Raw genomic sequence first — 15,768 nt, forward strand, 5'->3', positions numbered from 1 at the left:
ATGGCAGGGCCGCCTTCCTGATCGGCCGGTCAGGTTGGATCAGCAGCCGGTCAAGGAGGTCCGGGCACGCTGGCGGGGTTTCCTCGCCACCGCTGAAAGGCCCTGTCTTCGATGCCCGTTGAGTCGATGTCCTTCGAGTCGTTGTCCCTCGATGAGCGTGCCCCGGCCCTGTCCCGGACGGTTTCCCCTTCGGTGCCAGCCCGCCGGCGGTCGCCCGGCCCGTCCAAGGCCGTTGTCGTCGTCGCTCCCCTGCTGCTGACCCTCGCTCTGGGGCTCTGGGGCATCCGCCGGGAGGACACTCTGTGGGGGGACGAGTCCGTCACCTATCAGCTCGCGCACCGCGATCTCTCACAGATATGGCACACCGCCCAGCATGTCGATCTGGTCCATGCCCTCTACTACGCCGTGATGCATGGGATCTTCGGCCTCTTCGGCGGAGGGCTGCTGGCCCTGCGGCTGCCGTCCGTGCTGGCGATGTCCGTGGCGGCGAGCGGGGTCGGGCTGCTGGGACTGCGTCTGGCGGGGCCCCGTGCCGGGCTGCTGGCCGGGCTGGTGTTCCCGGTCCTTCCCCAGGTGCAGAAGTACGCGCAGGAAGGCCGCTCGTACGCCATGGTGTGCGCCCTGGTCGCCTGGGCCACCTATGCGCTCGTGGTCAGCGTCCCGCAGCGCGCCCGGTGGCGGTGGGCGGTCTACGGCTCCACCATGCTGCTGGCCTGTCTGCTCCATGAGTTCGCGGTCCTCGCCCTGCTCGCACACGGCGTCACCCTGGCCGTCTGCCGTGTGCCACAACCGGTGCTGAGGGCGTGGAGCGTGGCTGCCGCGGGTGTGGTGGCCGGGCTGTCGCCCCTGGCGATCCTCAGCGCGGGGCAGTCGGAGCAGGTGGCCTGGATCGGCGGACCGGTGCGGCTTCAGTACTTCCTGGTGGTGGCGGTCGTCGGCATGGTGTGTGCCCTGGCGCCCCTGGGGGGCAGGGGGCCGGTGCGGCTTTCCGCGCTGGCTGTGCCGCTTCTCGTGCTGCCGGGCCTTCTGCTGCTGATCGCCTCACTGGTCAAGCCACTCTTCGTCGACCGGTATGTGGTGTTCAGCAATGTCGGATTCGCCTTGCTGCTGGGCGCCGCGATGGACTATGTGCACCGGCTGCGGCGCTGCTCGCGCTACGTGTGGATCGCGGCGGTCGCCGTGCTGGCCGGGCTCGTGCCGCCGAGTCTTTCGCTGAGGACGCCCCACAGCCGAAGCGACGACGCCACCGCCATCGGCAACGCCGTACGCGAGGAAGGCCGTCCCGGCGACGGTCTGCTCTATCTCTCCGGCCGGCACCGGCTCCTGACCGGGGCGGACCCCGAGGACACCAGCGCCCTGATGGATCTGGCCCTGGCACGAGACCCTGTTTCGTCGAACACCCTTGCGGGTGTCGAGCTTCCCGCCCGGGAGATCGCGGCACGCATGCTGGAGTTCGACCGGATCGTCGCGGTCCGCGCGGCGGGGGCGCACTCGCTGACCGACCCACGGGAAGCGGCGAAGACCAGCACCCTGCGGCGCCACTTCCACGAGTACGGAACCACCCATGTCAACGGGGCACGGATCACCGTCTACGTCCGGGACCACGACCCGGCACCGGGCGCCACCGTCAGGAGACGCTGTGCCCGGCCGAGGGGGCACGCGCCCGCATCGCCTTCCGGGTGTGCGGCCCGCTACGGCCACCCGACACCGGGGACTCGCCGGCCATGAGCCTCACACAGGGCACGCACCGCTCACCCGGCCCGGCCCCGGCCACGGGCACCGGGGTCGCCGCGGGCCTGGCGACCGCCGCCGGTCTCCTGCTCGGCCGCAAGGTGGCCACGACCGCGGCGGCTTCCCCTACGGCATCCCGCAGCTGATGATGGGCTTCACGGAGGACGGACAGGCGTCGGACGAGATGATCCGGGCCCGGGACGACCGGCTCGGCCTCTCGACCTCCCGCAAGCGGGAGAACCGGTCGGACATCCCCACGCCGGAGGTGGCACCGGACGCCGACGCGTGGGAGAGCGGCCGGACGGTGCAGACCCGGATCGAGGAGACGGACCTCAGGCACTGACCGTCCTCGGTGACCGGACGCGCCTTGCTGCCGGCGCGGCCCGGACCGGAGCCGTCGACGAGCCGGGCCCCCTGCCGGATTCCGGCACGAGCACATCCAGCACCGGCCCGGTGAACGCCCGGTAGACCGCCGAGCGGACGGTGAACACCCGTTGGAGCCGGACCGGCTCCGCCGGGACGGACACGGTCTCGCTTCCTGCGTCCGGTCCTCAGGAGGGCTGTCCGGGAGAGCGGCCGGCCCGTCGGGTGAAGCGGCGCAGGCCGCGGCGGGTGGGCTTGAGGGGCTTGTCCTCGGGGGCGACGGGCGCGGGGGCGACGGGCGCGGGGGCCGAGCCGGGGCCCGCGGTCAGGGCCGCCGCCGCGGGCGCGGACCGCTGGGGTACGGAACGGCCGCCCTGGGCGAGCCTGCTCCGCACGGCCTGCGCCATGGCGTGGTGGGACGGTTCCTGCAACAGGCCCGCCGCGGACAGCCGTTCCCACATGTGCAGCAGTTCCTGCCCGCGGGTGGCCACCTGTCCATCGTCCCACAGCCGCTGCCATGCCGCGGTGGCGCGGGCCACGTCGGGGGCGGCCCGGTTCAGGTCGGTGCGGCAGCGGATGCGGGCGACGGTCAGCGCGAGGACGGTGGAGAGCATGTAGTCGCCGCGCAGGTACGCGAGGTACGCCTCGATCGCCCTCGCCTCCAGGGACAGTTCGTCCTCGGCGCCCCGGCGCAGCGTGAGGTGTTCCCGCAGCGCGCTGGCGAGGACGAACGCGGCGTGCAGTTCCTCGCGCTGCGCGTGCTGGATGATTCGTTCGACGCGGGCGAGCGGCGGAAACGCCTCCTCCTCGGCGGCGGTGCGCTCGCGCCCGGGCGGCAGGTCCTCCTCTTCGCCGATGGTCCGGCTCGAGCCGTCGGGGTGCACCCGCAGTCGCGCCACCTGCTGCGCGGTGCGGTCGATGACGGTGGCCGCGACCGGCGCCCCCAGGGTGCGGGCGAACATGGCGACGGCGTCGAGGATGGCCTCGTTGGGCGGTCGCGTGCCACCCATGTCCAGCAGGTGGCCGTTGACCACCGTCGACCCGTCCTCGGCCACGTAGGCGTCGAGCCGGATCAGCGGCGGGGCGCCGACTGCGGGCAGGTTCCCCTTGTCACGGGGGGTCAGGGAGTGGGTCATCCGTTCAGGCTCCGGGGCGTACGACGCCGAGGACGGGCATGGAGGCGGCCGGCGCGGTCGTGATGCTGCGGCCGGGCCGCGGCGCGTGGACGATCTGTCCGCCTCCGATGTACATGCCCACGTGAGTGGCGTCGTTGTAGTAGATGATCAGGTCTCCGGGACGGGCCGAGGACAGGCTGACGCGGGTCAGGCCGCCCCACTGCGCCTGCGAGGTGCGGGGGATGGGGTGCCCGGCCGCCGCCCAGGCCGCGGAGGTGAGTCCGGAGCAGTCGTACGACGACGGGCCCACGGCGCCCCACACGTACGGTTTGCCGATCTGCGCCATCGCGAAGCCGACGGCCTTCGCGGCCGCCCCGCTCGCCTGTGTCCCGCCGCCCGGCGCCGATCCCTTGCCCTTCTTCCCCTTCCCCGTCCCCGTGCCCGCGGGGGTGCCGCCGGGGCCGGTCCAGCGGGCCTCGGCCTGTCGGGCCCGCTCCCTCTCCAACGCCGCCAGCCTGCGGGTCTCTTCCTCTTCGAGGCCCGCCTCGATCCGCTCGGCCGTGGCGATCTTCTTCTCGATCTTCTGCTTCGCCGCGGCCTTGTCCGCACGGGTGCTCTTCAGCTCCCGCAGTTCCTTCGTGGCGGCCTCGGTCTGCTCGCTCAGCTCCTCGCGGGCGGTCTTCTGGGTCTCGGAGACGTTGACCAGGCCGCGCATGGCCTGGCGGGCCTGGGACGCCTCGTCGAGGGCCTGCTCCGGGTGGTCACCGAGCAGCAACTGGATGCCGGTGGCGGCGAGGTCGCCGCCACGGTACTGGGTACGGGCGGCCGCACCGGCGAGGTCGCGCAGGTCCTTCACCCGCTTCTCGGCGCGGGTCAGGTCCTTGCGCAGCGTCGTCAGCCGCTTCTCCTGTTTTGCCGCCTTCTCGTTGGCCGCGTTGTACGCCTCGGTGGCCACCTCCGCCTCGCGGTAGAGGCCGTCCAGTTCGGCGCGGATGTCCTCGATCGACTTGCCGTCGCCGGGGTCGGGTTCGTTCGGCGCCGCGTAACCGGGGCCGGGCGACAGGAGGATCGCGCAGACGAGGGCTGCTGTGGCGCCCCGGCTCAGCAACCGCATGCCGCCGGTCGACACGTTCATGAGCTCCACTTTCAGAGGTCGCGTGCGGGCGGCTCAGACGGACGGCTGCCGCCGCGGTCGTCACCGCGGGTCACGCGGTGGGCCGTTCGAGCCTTGAACACACTACCTTCCCCCGAACGGCCGACCTCGGTCTCCCCATGTGTGTCAGCTTGCTCACACGCGACTGTTCATCGCGGGGTACTCAGTTGCGCCAGGTGTCGTCGAGACGGGTTCTCGTGGTGTTCACCGTCGCGGTGCGGTTGGCGCCGCTCTCCCAGGTCACGTTGCCCGCCTGGTCCTTGCGGAGGTACTTGTACCGGAAGGAGGTGCCCTCGGGGAGTTCGACGTCCCGCTTCCACACCGGGTAGGCGGCCGGGTCGAGTTCGAGGGCGCCGTCCGGGTTCCAGTTGCCGAGTTCGGGCCGGTCGCCGGTCACGTAGATGTTCTGTCCCCAGCTGGTGGTGGCGTTGACAGCGAAGGAGGCGCCGGGGGCCACCGGGTCGGGGTCGCCGGGTTCGCTTCCGCCGTCACAGGTGCGGGCGCCCACGTGCAGGGCCACGGCGGTGTCGGCTCCGAGGGTCGCGGTGAACCGGCCTGCCCCGTCGACCGTGACGCCCTTGCCCGACTGGACGTCGCAGTAGGCACCGGCGGGCAGCGAGGTCTGGAACGTGCGGGTCAGCGAGGTGCCCTCGTGGTTGATGGCGACGTACGCCTTGGAGCCGCGGCCGAAGGCGATCCGGTCACCGCCGTCGTCCCACCAGTCGGTCACGGCCTGGCCGCGGGCTGCGTTGCGGAAGCCGACCATGGAGGAGATCTCGCGCCAGGCGTGCTGGCACTTCCAGCCGTCGCTGTAGCAGGCGTTCACCTGGCCGCCGTTCGGCGGGCCCGCGTCGTGGTCGGTGAACTCGTAGCCGGAGTGCACGTCGGGGCTGCCGTACGGCCATGCCAGCATGAACACGTGCGCCAGTGTGTAGCTGGCGCCGTCCTTGTAGGTGAGCGTCTCGCCGTTGCGTTCGGTGTCGTGGTTGGTGACGAAGACGGCGGCCTTGTCCGAGGGCAGGTAGCCCCAGGCCTCGCCGAAGTTCTTCAGGTACGCGAGGTTCTCGCTGTCGAAGACCCGCTTGAGGTCGCGGGCGTAGCGGAACTCCTGCACGTCGCCGCTGCCGAGGTACTCGCTCGGGGAGACGGCCTCGCCGGCGCCGTGGATCGCCTCGTGCTTCCAGTACACGTCCGGGTCGCTGAGCCGGGACTTGATGTCGGCCAGGTCGCCGGCGGCCATGTGCTTGGCCGCGTCGACGCGGAAGCCGTCGACGCCGAGGGACAGCAGGTCGTCGAGGTAACCGGCGATCCTGCCCCGTACGTACTCCTCGCCGGTGTCCAGGTCGGCGAGGCCGACCAGTTCGCATTCCTGGACGTTGAAGCGGTCGCCGTAGTCGCTGATCTGCGCGGTGCAGTTGTCGAGGTCGCTCGACGAGTAGAGGCCGGGGTAGTCGTACTTGGTGTACGACGAACCGCCGGTGCCCGTGCCGCTGCCGGCCGACATGTGGTTGATGACCGAGTCGGCGACGACCTTCACCCCGGCGGCGTGGCAGGTGTCGACCATGCTCTTGAACTGCGCGCGGTCACCGAGCCGACCCGCGATCCGGTAGCTCACCGGCTGGTACGAGGTCCACCACTGTCCACCCTGGATGTGCTCCTGGGGCGGCGAGACCTGGACGAAGCCGTAACCGGCCGGTCCGAGGGTGTCGGTGCACGCCTGGGCGACGGAGGTGAACTTCCACTCGAACATCACCGCGGTGACGTCCTTGTCTCCTGGGGCAGACGCCTGGGCCGGTGCAGCGGTGGCCAGGAGGCTGCCTGCCACTCCGGCGGTGAGGGCGAGCGCCGTGGCGGTGACTCTTCGCGCCGTGCTGGTGTTGCCGTGCATGGAGCCTCCCGTGTGAGGATGCGGGTGTCCCGGAGTGCGGTGCCGGGGGTGGCCGGGGAGTCGGCACACGCTTGCAACGTGTTGCAGCAAGACGACTGCAAGAGGTTGCGGTCGTGACCGTAAGGGCGGCGTTCAACTACGGTCAACCCTCTGGACACGCCCCGTCGAATCCCTTCACAACACCGCTGCCCACGGGCAACTCCGCGCCGCTGTAAGAGGTTTCTGCAATTTGCCGTCGAGGACGAGGAGACAGGGCACGATGACCGACCGGGCCGCCTGGACGCGAGGGCCAGGACGGGGACTCGCCGGGGTGGCGGTGGTCACCGCGCTCCTGCTGTCGTTCCACGGGAGCGTGCCCAACGGCTTCGGCGGGCTGGGGAGTCTGCTGGAGTCCTTCCTGCCGTGGCTCGGTGTGCTCGTCGTGGTGCTGCTCGCCCTGGCGCTGGTGCGCCGCTCGGCGCTCGCGCTGCAGGCCCTGCTCCTGCCGGCGGCCGCCTGGACGTACCTCTTCGGCGGGCTGCTCCTGCCCGCGCCGGAGCCTCACTCCGACGACCTGGTCGTGGTGCAGCACAACGTCAGCGACGAGAACACCGATCCGGAGGGCACCGCGCGCGCCCTGGCCCGTGCCGAGCCCGACCTGGTCGCGCTGGAGGAGCTGGTGCCGCCGGCGCTGGAGGTCTACGCGAAGACCCTGGCCGCCGACTATCCGTACCGGACGGTCCGGGGCACCGTCGGGCTCTGGTCGAAGCATCCGCTCACCGGCTCCCGTCCCCTCGACATCAAGCCGCGCGGCGTCGAGGAGCCGTGGGAGCGCGGGCTGCGGACCGTGGCGCACACGCCGCGCGGCGAGGTGGCCGTCTACGTCGCGCACCTGCCGTCGGTCCGGGTGCGGGCGAACGGTCTCGCGTCGTCCCGGCGGGACGAGAGTGCCGGTCTGCTGGGCGACGCCCTCGCCGGGGAGGAGCTGCGCAGGGTGGTCCTGCTGGGCGACCTCAACGGCACGGTCGACGACCGGGCGCTGCGTCCCCTGACCGACTCCCTGAACGTGGCCGAGCGCGGTCTCGCCTTCAGCTTCCCCGCCGGGTTCCCGCTGGCCCGGATCGACCAGGTGATGGCGCGCGCCGGGACCGTCGGCGCCGTCCGGACCCTGCCCGCCACCGGCAGCGATCACCTTCCGGTCGCCGCCCGGGTCGTCTGGGATTGAAGCAAACCGCTTGCGGTGTTTGCGTTAGCCTTTCGGGCGTGACGCGACGACTTGCTCAGGTGGCGAAGAAGGTTGGGGTCAGCGAGGCCACGGTCAGCCGGGTGCTCAACGGCAAGCCGGGGGTCTCGGAGGCTACCCGGCAGTCCGTGCTGAGCGCCCTGGACGTCCTGGGCTACGAGCGGCCCACCCAGTTGCGGGGCGAGCGCGCCCGTCTGGTCGGCCTGGTCCTGCCGGAGCTGCAGAACCCGATCTTTCCCGCGTTCGCGGAGGTCATCGGCGGCGCCCTGGCCCAGCAGGGGCTGACGCCGGTGCTGTGCACGCAGACCAAGGGCGGCGTCTCGGAGGCCGACTACGTCGAGCTGCTGTTGCAGCAGCAGGTCTCCGGCGTGGTGTTCGCGGGCGGGCTGTTCGCGCAGGCGGACGCACCGCACGACCACTACCGGCTGCTCGCCGAGCGCAACATCCCCGTGGTGCTGATCAACGCGTCGATCGAGAACCTCGACTTCCCGTGCATCGCCTGTGACGACGCCGTCGCGGTCGAGCAGTCCTGGCGGCACCTGGCGTCCCTCGGCCACGAGCGCATCGGCCTGGTGCTGGGCCCCTCCGACCACGTCCCCTCGCGCCGGAAGCTGGCCGCGGCCCGTGAGGCGGCCCGGTCCGCCGGCACGGAACTGGCCGAGGAGTTCGTCGAGCGGGCCATGTTCTCCCTGGAAGGCGGCCAGGCGGCCGCCACCCGCCTCCTGGAACGCGGCGTCACCGGCATCATCTGCGCCAGCGACCCCCTCGCCCTCGGCGCCATCCGCGCCGCCCGCCGCCACGGACACCACGTACCCCACGACGTCTCCGTCGTCGGCTACGACGACTCCGCCTTCATGACCTGCACCGAACCACCCCTCACCACCGTCCGCCAACCCATCGAGGCCATGGGCCGCGCCGCCGTCGACCTCCTGTGCGCACAGATCCAAGGCACCGAAGTCCCCCACGGCGAACTGCTCTTCGAACCGGAACTCGTCGTCCGCGGCTCCACCGCACAGCCGGCCGCCGACTAGCGGTACTCCGCCCCCCTCTCCACCGCAAGTTCCTTGCGGGAAATGACAGTGGCTTGCGGCTACCCGACGTAGCCCGTGAAAGCCGCTGATCCGAGGCATGCCCCGGCGCCCGCCCGGTTCTCACCGCCCCCACCGGGCGCTGCCGTGTGCCGACTTTCCGCTGCTCACCCTGTAGACGACTCAACATTTCTCTGCAACTCTGCGAGCGCTCAGCGTAAATGCCAGAGAACATTGAGTGTCTACCTGATGTGGGGACAGATGAGAAACCGGAACTGGAGATCACGTGCCCTGTGCACGGTGGTCGCGACCAGTCTCCTGGCGTTGGGAGGACCGCTGCTGTCGGCCACGGCAGCCGGTGGACCCAACATCGCCGTGGGGGACGCCACGGCGGCGAGCAGCTCGCACGGCGAGTACGGCGCCGCCAACATCACCGACGGCAACCAGGGCACGTACTGGCAGAGCGGCGGCAGCAGCCTGCCCCAGTGGGTCCAGACCGACCTCGGTGCCACCGAGCGGATCGACGAGGTCGTCCTGCGACTGCCCGCCGGCTGGGAGAGCCGCGATCAGACGCTCTCGGTCCAGGGCAGCGCCGACGGCACGGGCTTCAGCACGCTGAAGACGTCCGCCACCTACGCCTTCGATCCCGGTTCGGGCAACACGGTCACCGTGTCCTTCCCCGCCACCCAGACCCGGTTCGTGCGGGTGAACATCACGGCGAACACCGGGTGGCAGGCGGCTCAGCTCTCCGAGCTGGAGGTGCACGGGGCCGGGGAGTCGTCCGTGAACCTCGCCGCCGGCCGACGGCTGACGGCGAGCAGTTCCACGGGCGCGTACACCCCCGGCAACGGCAACGACGGCAACAAGGCCACCTACTGGGAGAGCGCCAACAACGCCCTGCCGCAGTGGCTCCAGGCCGACCTCGGCTCCTCGCGCCGGGTCGACCGCGTCGTGCTGCGGCTGCCGGACGGCTGGCCGAACCGCAGCCAGACCCTGAAGATCCAGGCCAGTGACAACGGCTCGGACTTCACCGACCTGACCGCGGACAAGGCGTACACCTTCGACGCGGCGGGCGGCCAGTCGGCCACGATCACCTTCGACGCGGCCACCGCGCGCTATGTGCGGGTCCTGGTGACGGCCAACACCGGTCAGCCCGCGGCCCAGGTCTCCGAGCTGGAGGTCTACGGCCCGCAGACGGGTGACACCCAGGCGCCCACGGCCCCGGCGAACCTCGCGTTCACCGAACCGGCCACCGGGCAGATCAGGCTGACCTGGAACGCGTCCTCGGACGACACAGCCGTCACGGGATACGACATCTACGCCGACGGCGACCTGCTGACCTCGGTCGCCGGTGACCTCACCACCTACACGGACACCAGGCCGGCCGGCACGGCGGTCACCTACTACGTGCGGGCGAGGGACGCGGCCGGCAACCAGTCGGGCAACAGCAACTCGGTCACCCGCCGCGCCGACACCGGTGACACCCAGGCGCCCACCGCGCCCGCGAACCTCGCCCTCACCGAACCGGCCGCCGGTCAGGTCAAGCTGACGTGGACCGCCTCCACCGACGACAGGGGCGTCACCGGATACGACGTCTATGCCAACAACCAGCTGCGCAAGAGCGTCGCCGGTGACGTCACCGCCTACACCGACACCCAGCCGGCCTCGGCGAACGTGACCTACTTCGTGCGGGCGAAGGACGCGGCCGGCAACGAGTCGGGCAACAGCAACTCCGTGACCCGCACCGGCAGTGGCGGCGAGGGCTCGAACCTGGCAGTCGGCAAGCCCATCAGCGCCTCGTCCGTCGTCCACACCTACGTCGCCGAGAACGCCAACGACAACAGCACCTCCACCTACTGGGAGGGGGCGGCGGGCAGCTACCCGAACACGCTGACCCTGAAGCTGGGCGCGAACGCGGACGTCGACCGCGTCGTCCTCAAGCTGAACCCCGACGCCGGCTGGTCGAAGCGCACCCAGAACATCCAGGTGCTCGGTCGCGCCCAGGACGCGTCCGGCTTCACCTCCCTGGTCGCCGCGAAGGACTACGTCTTCGACCCGGCGAGCGGCGGCAACAGCGTGACGATCCCCGTCGGCGGGCGAGCCGCGGACGTCCAGCTGAAGTTCACCTCCAACACCGGGGCGACGGCCGGGCAGCTCGCCGAGTTCCAGGTCGTCGGCACCCCGGCGCCCAACCCGGACCTCGAGGTGACGAAGCTGGCCACGTCGCCCGGCTCCCCCGTCGAGTCGGACGAGATCACGGTGTCCGCCACCGTCCGCAACGGCGGCGCCGCGGACGCGCCGGCGGGCAAGGTCGCCGTCCGACTGGGCGGCACCAAGGTCGCCACCGCCGACGTCCCCGCCCTGAAGGCGGGTACGGAGAGCACGGTCAGCGCGTCCCTCGGGGCCCGCGAGGCCGGATCGTACGAACTGAGCGCGGTCGCCGACGAGGCGAACGAGATCATCGAGCAGAACGAGACCAACAACACCTACACGCGGCCCGAACCGCTGGTCGTCAAGCCGGTGCAGAGCTCCGACCTGGTCGCCGCCGCCGTCACCACCTCGCCGTCCGGTCCGGCCGCCGGTGACGACGTGACCTTCAAGGTCGCGCTGAAGAACCAGGGCACCCAGGACTCCGCGGGCGGCAGCCACGCGGTGACCCTCGCCCTGCTCGACGGCAAGGGCGGCACCGTCAAGACGCTGACCGGCGCGCACTCCGGTGTCATCGCCGCCGGTTCGACGGCCCCGGCCGTGAGCCTCGGCACCTGGAAGGCGGCCAACGGCTCGTACTCCCTGAAGGTCACGGTCGCCGACGACGCGAACGAACTGCCGGTGAAGCGGGAGAACAACACCTCCACGCAGCCTTTGTTCGTCGGGCGCGGCGCGAACATGCCGTACGACATGTACGAGGCGGAGGACGGTACGGTCGGCGGCGGTGCCACCGTGGTCGGCCCCAACCGCACCATCGGTGACCTCGCGGGCGAGGCGTCCGGCCGCAAGGCCGTCCACCTCGACAAGACCGGCGAGTACGTCGAGTTCACCACGAAGGCGGACACCAACACCCTGGTGACCCGCTTCTCGATCCCGGACGCGCCGGGCGGCGGCGGCATCGACGCCACGCTGAACGTGTACGTCGACGGCGTCATGAAGAAGGCGCTGCCGCTGACGTCGAAGTACGCCTGGCTGTACGGTGCCGAGGCCTCGCCGGGCAACTCCCCCGGTGCGGGCGCCCCGCGGCACATCTACGACGAGGCGCACCTCATGCTGGGCGAGACCGTCCCGGCGGGCAGCACCGTCCGGTTGCAGAAGGACGCGGCGAACACCTCCGACTACGCGATCGACTTCGTCAACCTGGAGCAGGTCGCCGCGGTGCCCAACCCCGACCCGGCGGCGTACGCCGTACCGGCCGGGTTCACCCACCAGGACGTGCAGAACGCGCTCGACAAGGTCCGCATGGACACCTCCGGCAAACTCGTCGGCGTGTACCTGCCGCCCGGCGACTACCAGACGTCGAGCAAGTTCCAGGTGTACGGCAAGGCGGTGAAGGTGATCGGCGCCGGCCCCTGGTTCACCAGGTTCCAGGCGCCGACGACGCAGGACAACACCGACATCGGCTTCCGTGCCGAGGCGAGTGCGAAGGGCTCGACGTTCGCGAACTTCGCCTACTTCGGCAACTACACGAGCCGCATCGACGGGCCGGGCAAGGTGTTCGACTTCTCCAACACCTCCGACATCGTGATCGACAACATCTGGAACGAGCACATGGTGTGCCTGTACTGGGGCGCCAACACCGACCGGATGACGATCAAGAACTCCCGGATCCGCAACATGTTCGCCGACGGCATCAACATGACCAACGGCTCGACCGACAACCTGGTGTCCAACAACGACGCCCGGGCGACCGGTGACGACAGCTTCGCGCTCTTCTCGGCGATCGACGCGGGCGGCGCGGACATGAAGAACAACCTGTACGAGAACCTCACGACGACGCTGACCTGGCGCGCCGCGGGACTGGCCGTCTACGGCGGCTACAACAACACCTTCCGGAACATCCACATCGCGGACACCCTGGTCTACTCGGGCATCACCATCAGCTCGCTGGACTTCGGCTACCCGATGAACGGCTTCGGCACCGATCCGACGACCTTCGAGAACGTCTCGATCGTCCGGGCCGGCGGGCACTTCTGGAACGGGCAGACCTTCCCGGGCATCTGGGTGTTCTCGGCGTCCAAGGTGTTCCAGGGCATCCGGGTCAACAACGTCGACATCGTCGACCCGACCTACAGCGGCATCATGTTCCAGACGAACTACGCGCAGGGACAGCCGCAGTTCCCGATCAAGGACACGGTCTTCACCGACGTCTCCGTCACCGGCGCGCACAAGAGCGGTGACGCGTTCGACGCCAAGTCCGGTTTCGGGGTGTGGGCCAACGAGATGCCCGAGGGAGGGCAGGGACCGGCGGTCGGTGAGGTCACCTTCAACGGGCTGAAGCTCAGCGACAACGCCGTGGACATCCGTAACACCACGTCCACCTTCAAGATCATCCGCAATCCGTAGGACCGGCCCGCAACGGGGGCCGACAGTAGCTTTTCTCAGACAGTACTGTCGGACGGGTCACTGACTGGCGCAAGCCTCTTGCGAGGTTTGCGCTAGTCTTGCGTTCGTGACACGACGACTTGCTCAGGTGGCGAAGAAGGTTGGGGTCAGCGAGGCCACGGTCAGCCGGGTACTCAACGGCAAGCCGGGGGTCTCGGAGACGACCCGGCAGTCCGTGCTCAGCGCCCTGGACGTCCTGGGCTACGAGCGGCCCACCCAGCTGCGGGGCGAGCGCGCCCGTCTGGTCGGCCTGGTCCTGCCCGAGCTGCAGAACCCCATCTTCCCCGCGTTCGCGGAGGTCATCGGCGGCGCCCTCGCCCAGCAGGGGCTGACGCCGGTGCTGTGCACCCAGACCAAGGGCGGCGTCTCGGAGGCCGACTACGTCGAGCTGCTGCTCCAGCAGCAGGTCTCCGGGGTCGTCTTCGCCGGCGGCGGGCTGTTCGCGCAGGCGGACGCACCGCACGACCACTACCGGCTGCTCGCCGAGCGCAACATCCCCGTGGTGCTCGTCAACGCCTCCATCCCCGACCTCGGCTTCCCCTGCGTCGCCTGCGACGACGCCGTTGCCGTGGGACAGTCCTGGCGGCACCTGGCGTCCCTCGGTCACGAGCGCATCGGCCTGGTGCTGGGCCCCTCCGACCACGTCCCCTCGCGCCGGAAGCTGGCCGCGGCCCATGAGGCGGCCCGGTCCGCCGGCACGGAACTGGCCGAGGAGTTCGTCGAGCGGGCCATGTTCTCCCTGGAAGGCGGCCAGGCGGCCGCCACCCGCCTCCTGGAACGCGGCGTCACCGGCATCATCTGCGCCAGCGACCCCCTCGCCCTCGGCGCCATCCGCGCCGCCCGCCGCCACGGACACCACGTACCCCACGACGTCTCCGTCGTCGGCTACGACGACTCCGCCTTCATGACCTGCACCGAACCACCCCTCACCACCGTCCGCCAACCCATCGAGGCCATGGGCCGCGCCGCCGTCGACCTCCTGTGCGCACAGATCCAAGGCACCGAAGTCCCCCACAGGGAACTGCTCTTCGAACCGGAACTCGTCGTCCGCGGCTCCACCGCACAGGTTTCCGTCCGGTAGCGGAATCCCAGCGCCTTCGACGTTCTGTCAAACATTTACGAAATCAGCGCGAGATATTGCGTTCACTTGTTCACGGTGGTTGAGTGTGCGGCGCCCCACAACGCATCGGCGGTGGGGCGCCTTCCACGTTCATGCCCGAAGGGGACCACCCATGAGAAGTGCTCGGTTCCGCCGTACTCGCCGTGCCGGCGCCATCACGCTCGTCTCCGCTCTCACCCTGACCGCTCTTGCCGCCTGCGGCACGAGCAGCAGCGACGACGGCGGCGGTTCCGAAGGCGGCAGCGGGTCCTCCGACCCGGCCGCTCCACTGGACCCGAAGACCAAGGTGACGCTCACCATCGACTGCATGCCGCCGAAGGCGAAGGCGGCCGAGCTGAAGGAGTGGCAGGAGGACGTCAAGGAGTTCAACAAGACCTACCCCAACGTCACCATCGAGGGCCGCTCCACCCCGGGCCAGTGCCTGGAGCCGCCGCGCTTCACGGCGATGCTCAAGGCCAAGTCCCAGCCCGACGTCTTCTACACCTACTTCACCGACCTGCCCCAGGTGCTGGACAACGACGGCGCCGAGGACATCACGGCCTACGTCAACGACAAGACCGTCCCGGCGCTCAAGGACATCGACCCGAACGTGCTCGGCTCGCTCAAGCACGAGAACAAGCTCTACGGCCTGCCCACCAGCAACTACACGATGGGCCTGCTGATCAATCGCAAGCTCTTCGAGCAGGCCGGACTGGACCCCGACACCCCGCCGCGCACCTGGGACGAGGTCCGTACCGCCGCCAAGAAGATCGCCGGCCTGGGCGAGGGCATCGCCGGCTTCGGCGAGTACAGCGCGGGCAACACCGGCGGCTGGCACTTCACCGCCCAGATGTACAGCCGCGGCGCCGCGGTCGTGGACGAGAGCGGCAAGAAGGCGGCGTTCAACAACGAGGTGGGCAAGGAGGTCGCCGAGAACCTCCACGCCATGCGCTGGGAGGACGAGAGCATGGGCAAGACCCAACTGCTCAAGTGGGGTGACCTGCAGAAGCAGATCGCCACGGACAAGCTGGGCATGTTCCTCGCCGCGCCGGACGACATCACGTACATGGTCCAGCAACTCGGGGCCGACTACGAGAACTTCGGCATGGGCCCGATACCGGGCGAGAAGAACACCCTCGCCGGCGGCAACAGCTACATGATCAAGAAGGGGATCTCCGCCGACAAGGTCAAGGCGGCCGTCGCCTGGCTGAACTTCGAGAACCTGACCGTCGGCAAGGGGCAGTTCGACTGGGCCCGCAAGAAGACCGACAAGCTGCCGGTGGGCCTGCCGCAGCCCAACTTCTGGCTGAACGAGTCGAAGAAGAAGGACGACGCGGCCCGGGTCGAGCACGCCACCATGCCGGTCGAGAACTTCAAGTCGTTCATGGACAACCCGGTCCCGGGCCTGGCCGAGCCGCCGAAGGCCCAGGAGGTCTACAAGGTCCTGGACAACGTGATGTCCGGCCTCCTCACCAACAAGGACGCCCACATCGACAAGCTGCTCTCCAGCGCGGAGCAGCAGGTCAACCAGGTTCTGGCCACGCAGTGACCGGCTCCCTCGGGGGGCGGGCCGCAC

The 15,768-nt window shown here is 70.1% G+C and carries 11 protein-coding genes; 8 read left to right on the plus strand and 3 right to left on the minus strand.

Going from position 1 to position 15,768, the window contains the following annotated elements; translation table 11 throughout:
* The first annotated feature begins 126 nt into the window (after nt 1-126).
* From ACZ6IM_RS27245 to ACZ6IM_RS27255, 3 genes are read left to right on the plus strand one after another with little or no spacing between them, the layout of a single operon-like run.
* Complete coding sequence (locus tag ACZ6IM_RS27245) at nt 127-1,728, plus strand: glycosyltransferase family 39 protein (protein WP_469560030.1); 1,602 nt, start codon at nt 127-129, stop codon at nt 1,726-1,728.
* On the plus strand, nt 1,725-1,877 hold the full coding sequence (locus ACZ6IM_RS27250) for a hypothetical protein (protein ID WP_469559847.1): 153 nt from the start codon (nt 1,725-1,727) through the stop codon (nt 1,875-1,877). The genes ACZ6IM_RS27245 and ACZ6IM_RS27250 overlap by 4 nt, the downstream gene beginning before the upstream one ends.
* Nucleotides 1,877-2,074, plus strand: a complete 198-nt coding sequence (locus ACZ6IM_RS27255) for a hypothetical protein (RefSeq protein ID WP_052843412.1) — start codon at nt 1,877-1,879, stop codon at nt 2,072-2,074. Before ACZ6IM_RS27250 ends, ACZ6IM_RS27255 begins: the two co-directional genes overlap by 1 nt.
* 208 nt (nt 2,075-2,282) lie before the next feature.
* Here the strand turns inward: ACZ6IM_RS27255 and ACZ6IM_RS27260 are convergent, their stop codons facing one another.
* From ACZ6IM_RS27260 to ACZ6IM_RS27270, 3 genes are all read right to left on the minus strand, one after another.
* Nucleotides 2,283-3,230 carry a hypothetical protein gene (locus ACZ6IM_RS27260; RefSeq protein ID WP_469559850.1) on the minus strand — a complete coding sequence of 316 codons (948 nt, stop codon included), beginning with the start codon at nt 3,228-3,230 and terminating at the stop codon, nt 2,283-2,285.
* Between the two features lie 4 nt (nt 3,231-3,234).
* Nucleotides 3,235-4,344, minus strand: coding sequence for a C40 family peptidase (locus ACZ6IM_RS27265; RefSeq protein ID WP_469559853.1), 1,110 nt, complete (start codon nt 4,342-4,344; stop codon nt 3,235-3,237).
* Between the two features lie 181 nt (nt 4,345-4,525).
* Complete coding sequence (locus ACZ6IM_RS27270; RefSeq protein WP_052843420.1) at nt 4,526-6,250, minus strand: carbohydrate-binding module family 20 domain-containing protein; 1,725 nt, start codon at nt 6,248-6,250, stop codon at nt 4,526-4,528.
* A 259-nt stretch (nt 6,251-6,509) separates the two neighbouring features.
* On the opposite strand from ACZ6IM_RS27270, the gene ACZ6IM_RS27275 reads away from it, so the two are divergent.
* The 5 genes from ACZ6IM_RS27275 (at nt 6,510) to ACZ6IM_RS27295 (ending at nt 15,741) form a co-directional block, all read left to right on the plus strand.
* The gene (locus ACZ6IM_RS27275; protein WP_052843422.1) at nt 6,510-7,454 is read left to right on the plus strand and encodes an endonuclease/exonuclease/phosphatase family protein; all 945 of its coding nucleotides are present in this window, start codon (nt 6,510-6,512) and stop codon (nt 7,452-7,454) included.
* 38 nt (nt 7,455-7,492) lie between these two features.
* A complete protein-coding gene (locus ACZ6IM_RS27280) occupies nt 7,493-8,503 on the plus strand; it encodes a LacI family DNA-binding transcriptional regulator (protein WP_469559857.1) in 1,011 nt (336 codons plus the stop codon).
* A gap of 258 nt (nt 8,504-8,761) precedes the next feature.
* Entirely contained in the window at nt 8,762-13,054 is a 4,293-nt protein-coding gene (locus tag ACZ6IM_RS27285; RefSeq protein ID WP_469559860.1) for a discoidin domain-containing protein, read from the plus strand.
* A 106-nt stretch (nt 13,055-13,160) separates the two neighbouring features.
* The gene (locus tag ACZ6IM_RS27290) at nt 13,161-14,174 is read left to right on the plus strand and encodes a LacI family DNA-binding transcriptional regulator (RefSeq protein WP_469559862.1); all 1,014 of its coding nucleotides are present in this window, start codon (nt 13,161-13,163) and stop codon (nt 14,172-14,174) included.
* A gap of 151 nt (nt 14,175-14,325) precedes the next feature.
* Nucleotides 14,326-15,741, plus strand: coding sequence for an extracellular solute-binding protein (locus tag ACZ6IM_RS27295; RefSeq protein WP_469559865.1), 1,416 nt, complete (start codon nt 14,326-14,328; stop codon nt 15,739-15,741).
* Nucleotides 15,742-15,768: the final 27 nt, after the last annotated feature.

The organism is Streptomyces sp. NPDC042336, from assembly GCF_055581985.1.

Excerpts from the sequence above, each read along its gene's own strand:
- ACZ6IM_RS27245 (WP_469560030.1), top strand. The coding sequence starts at position 127 with ATGTCCTTCGAGTCGTTGTCCCTCGATGAGCGTGCCCCGGCCCTGTCC.
- ACZ6IM_RS27250 (WP_469559847.1), top strand. The coding sequence starts at position 1,725 with ATGAGCCTCACACAGGGCACGCACCGCTCACCCGGCCCGGCCCCGGCC.
- ACZ6IM_RS27260 (WP_469559850.1), bottom strand. The coding sequence starts at position 3,230 with ATGACCCACTCCCTGACCCCCCGTGACAAGGGGAACCTGCCCGCAGTC.
- ACZ6IM_RS27265 (WP_469559853.1), bottom strand. The coding sequence starts at position 4,344 with ATGAACGTGTCGACCGGCGGCATGCGGTTGCTGAGCCGGGGCGCCACA.
- ACZ6IM_RS27270 (WP_052843420.1), bottom strand. The coding sequence starts at position 6,250 with ATGCACGGCAACACCAGCACGGCGCGAAGAGTCACCGCCACGGCGCTC.
- ACZ6IM_RS27255 (WP_052843412.1), top strand. The coding sequence starts at position 1,877 with ATGATGGGCTTCACGGAGGACGGACAGGCGTCGGACGAGATGATCCGG.
- ACZ6IM_RS27275 (WP_052843422.1), top strand. The coding sequence starts at position 6,510 with ATGACCGACCGGGCCGCCTGGACGCGAGGGCCAGGACGGGGACTCGCC.
- ACZ6IM_RS27295 (WP_469559865.1), top strand. The coding sequence starts at position 14,326 with ATGAGAAGTGCTCGGTTCCGCCGTACTCGCCGTGCCGGCGCCATCACG.
- ACZ6IM_RS27285 (WP_469559860.1), top strand. The coding sequence starts at position 8,762 with ATGAGAAACCGGAACTGGAGATCACGTGCCCTGTGCACGGTGGTCGCG.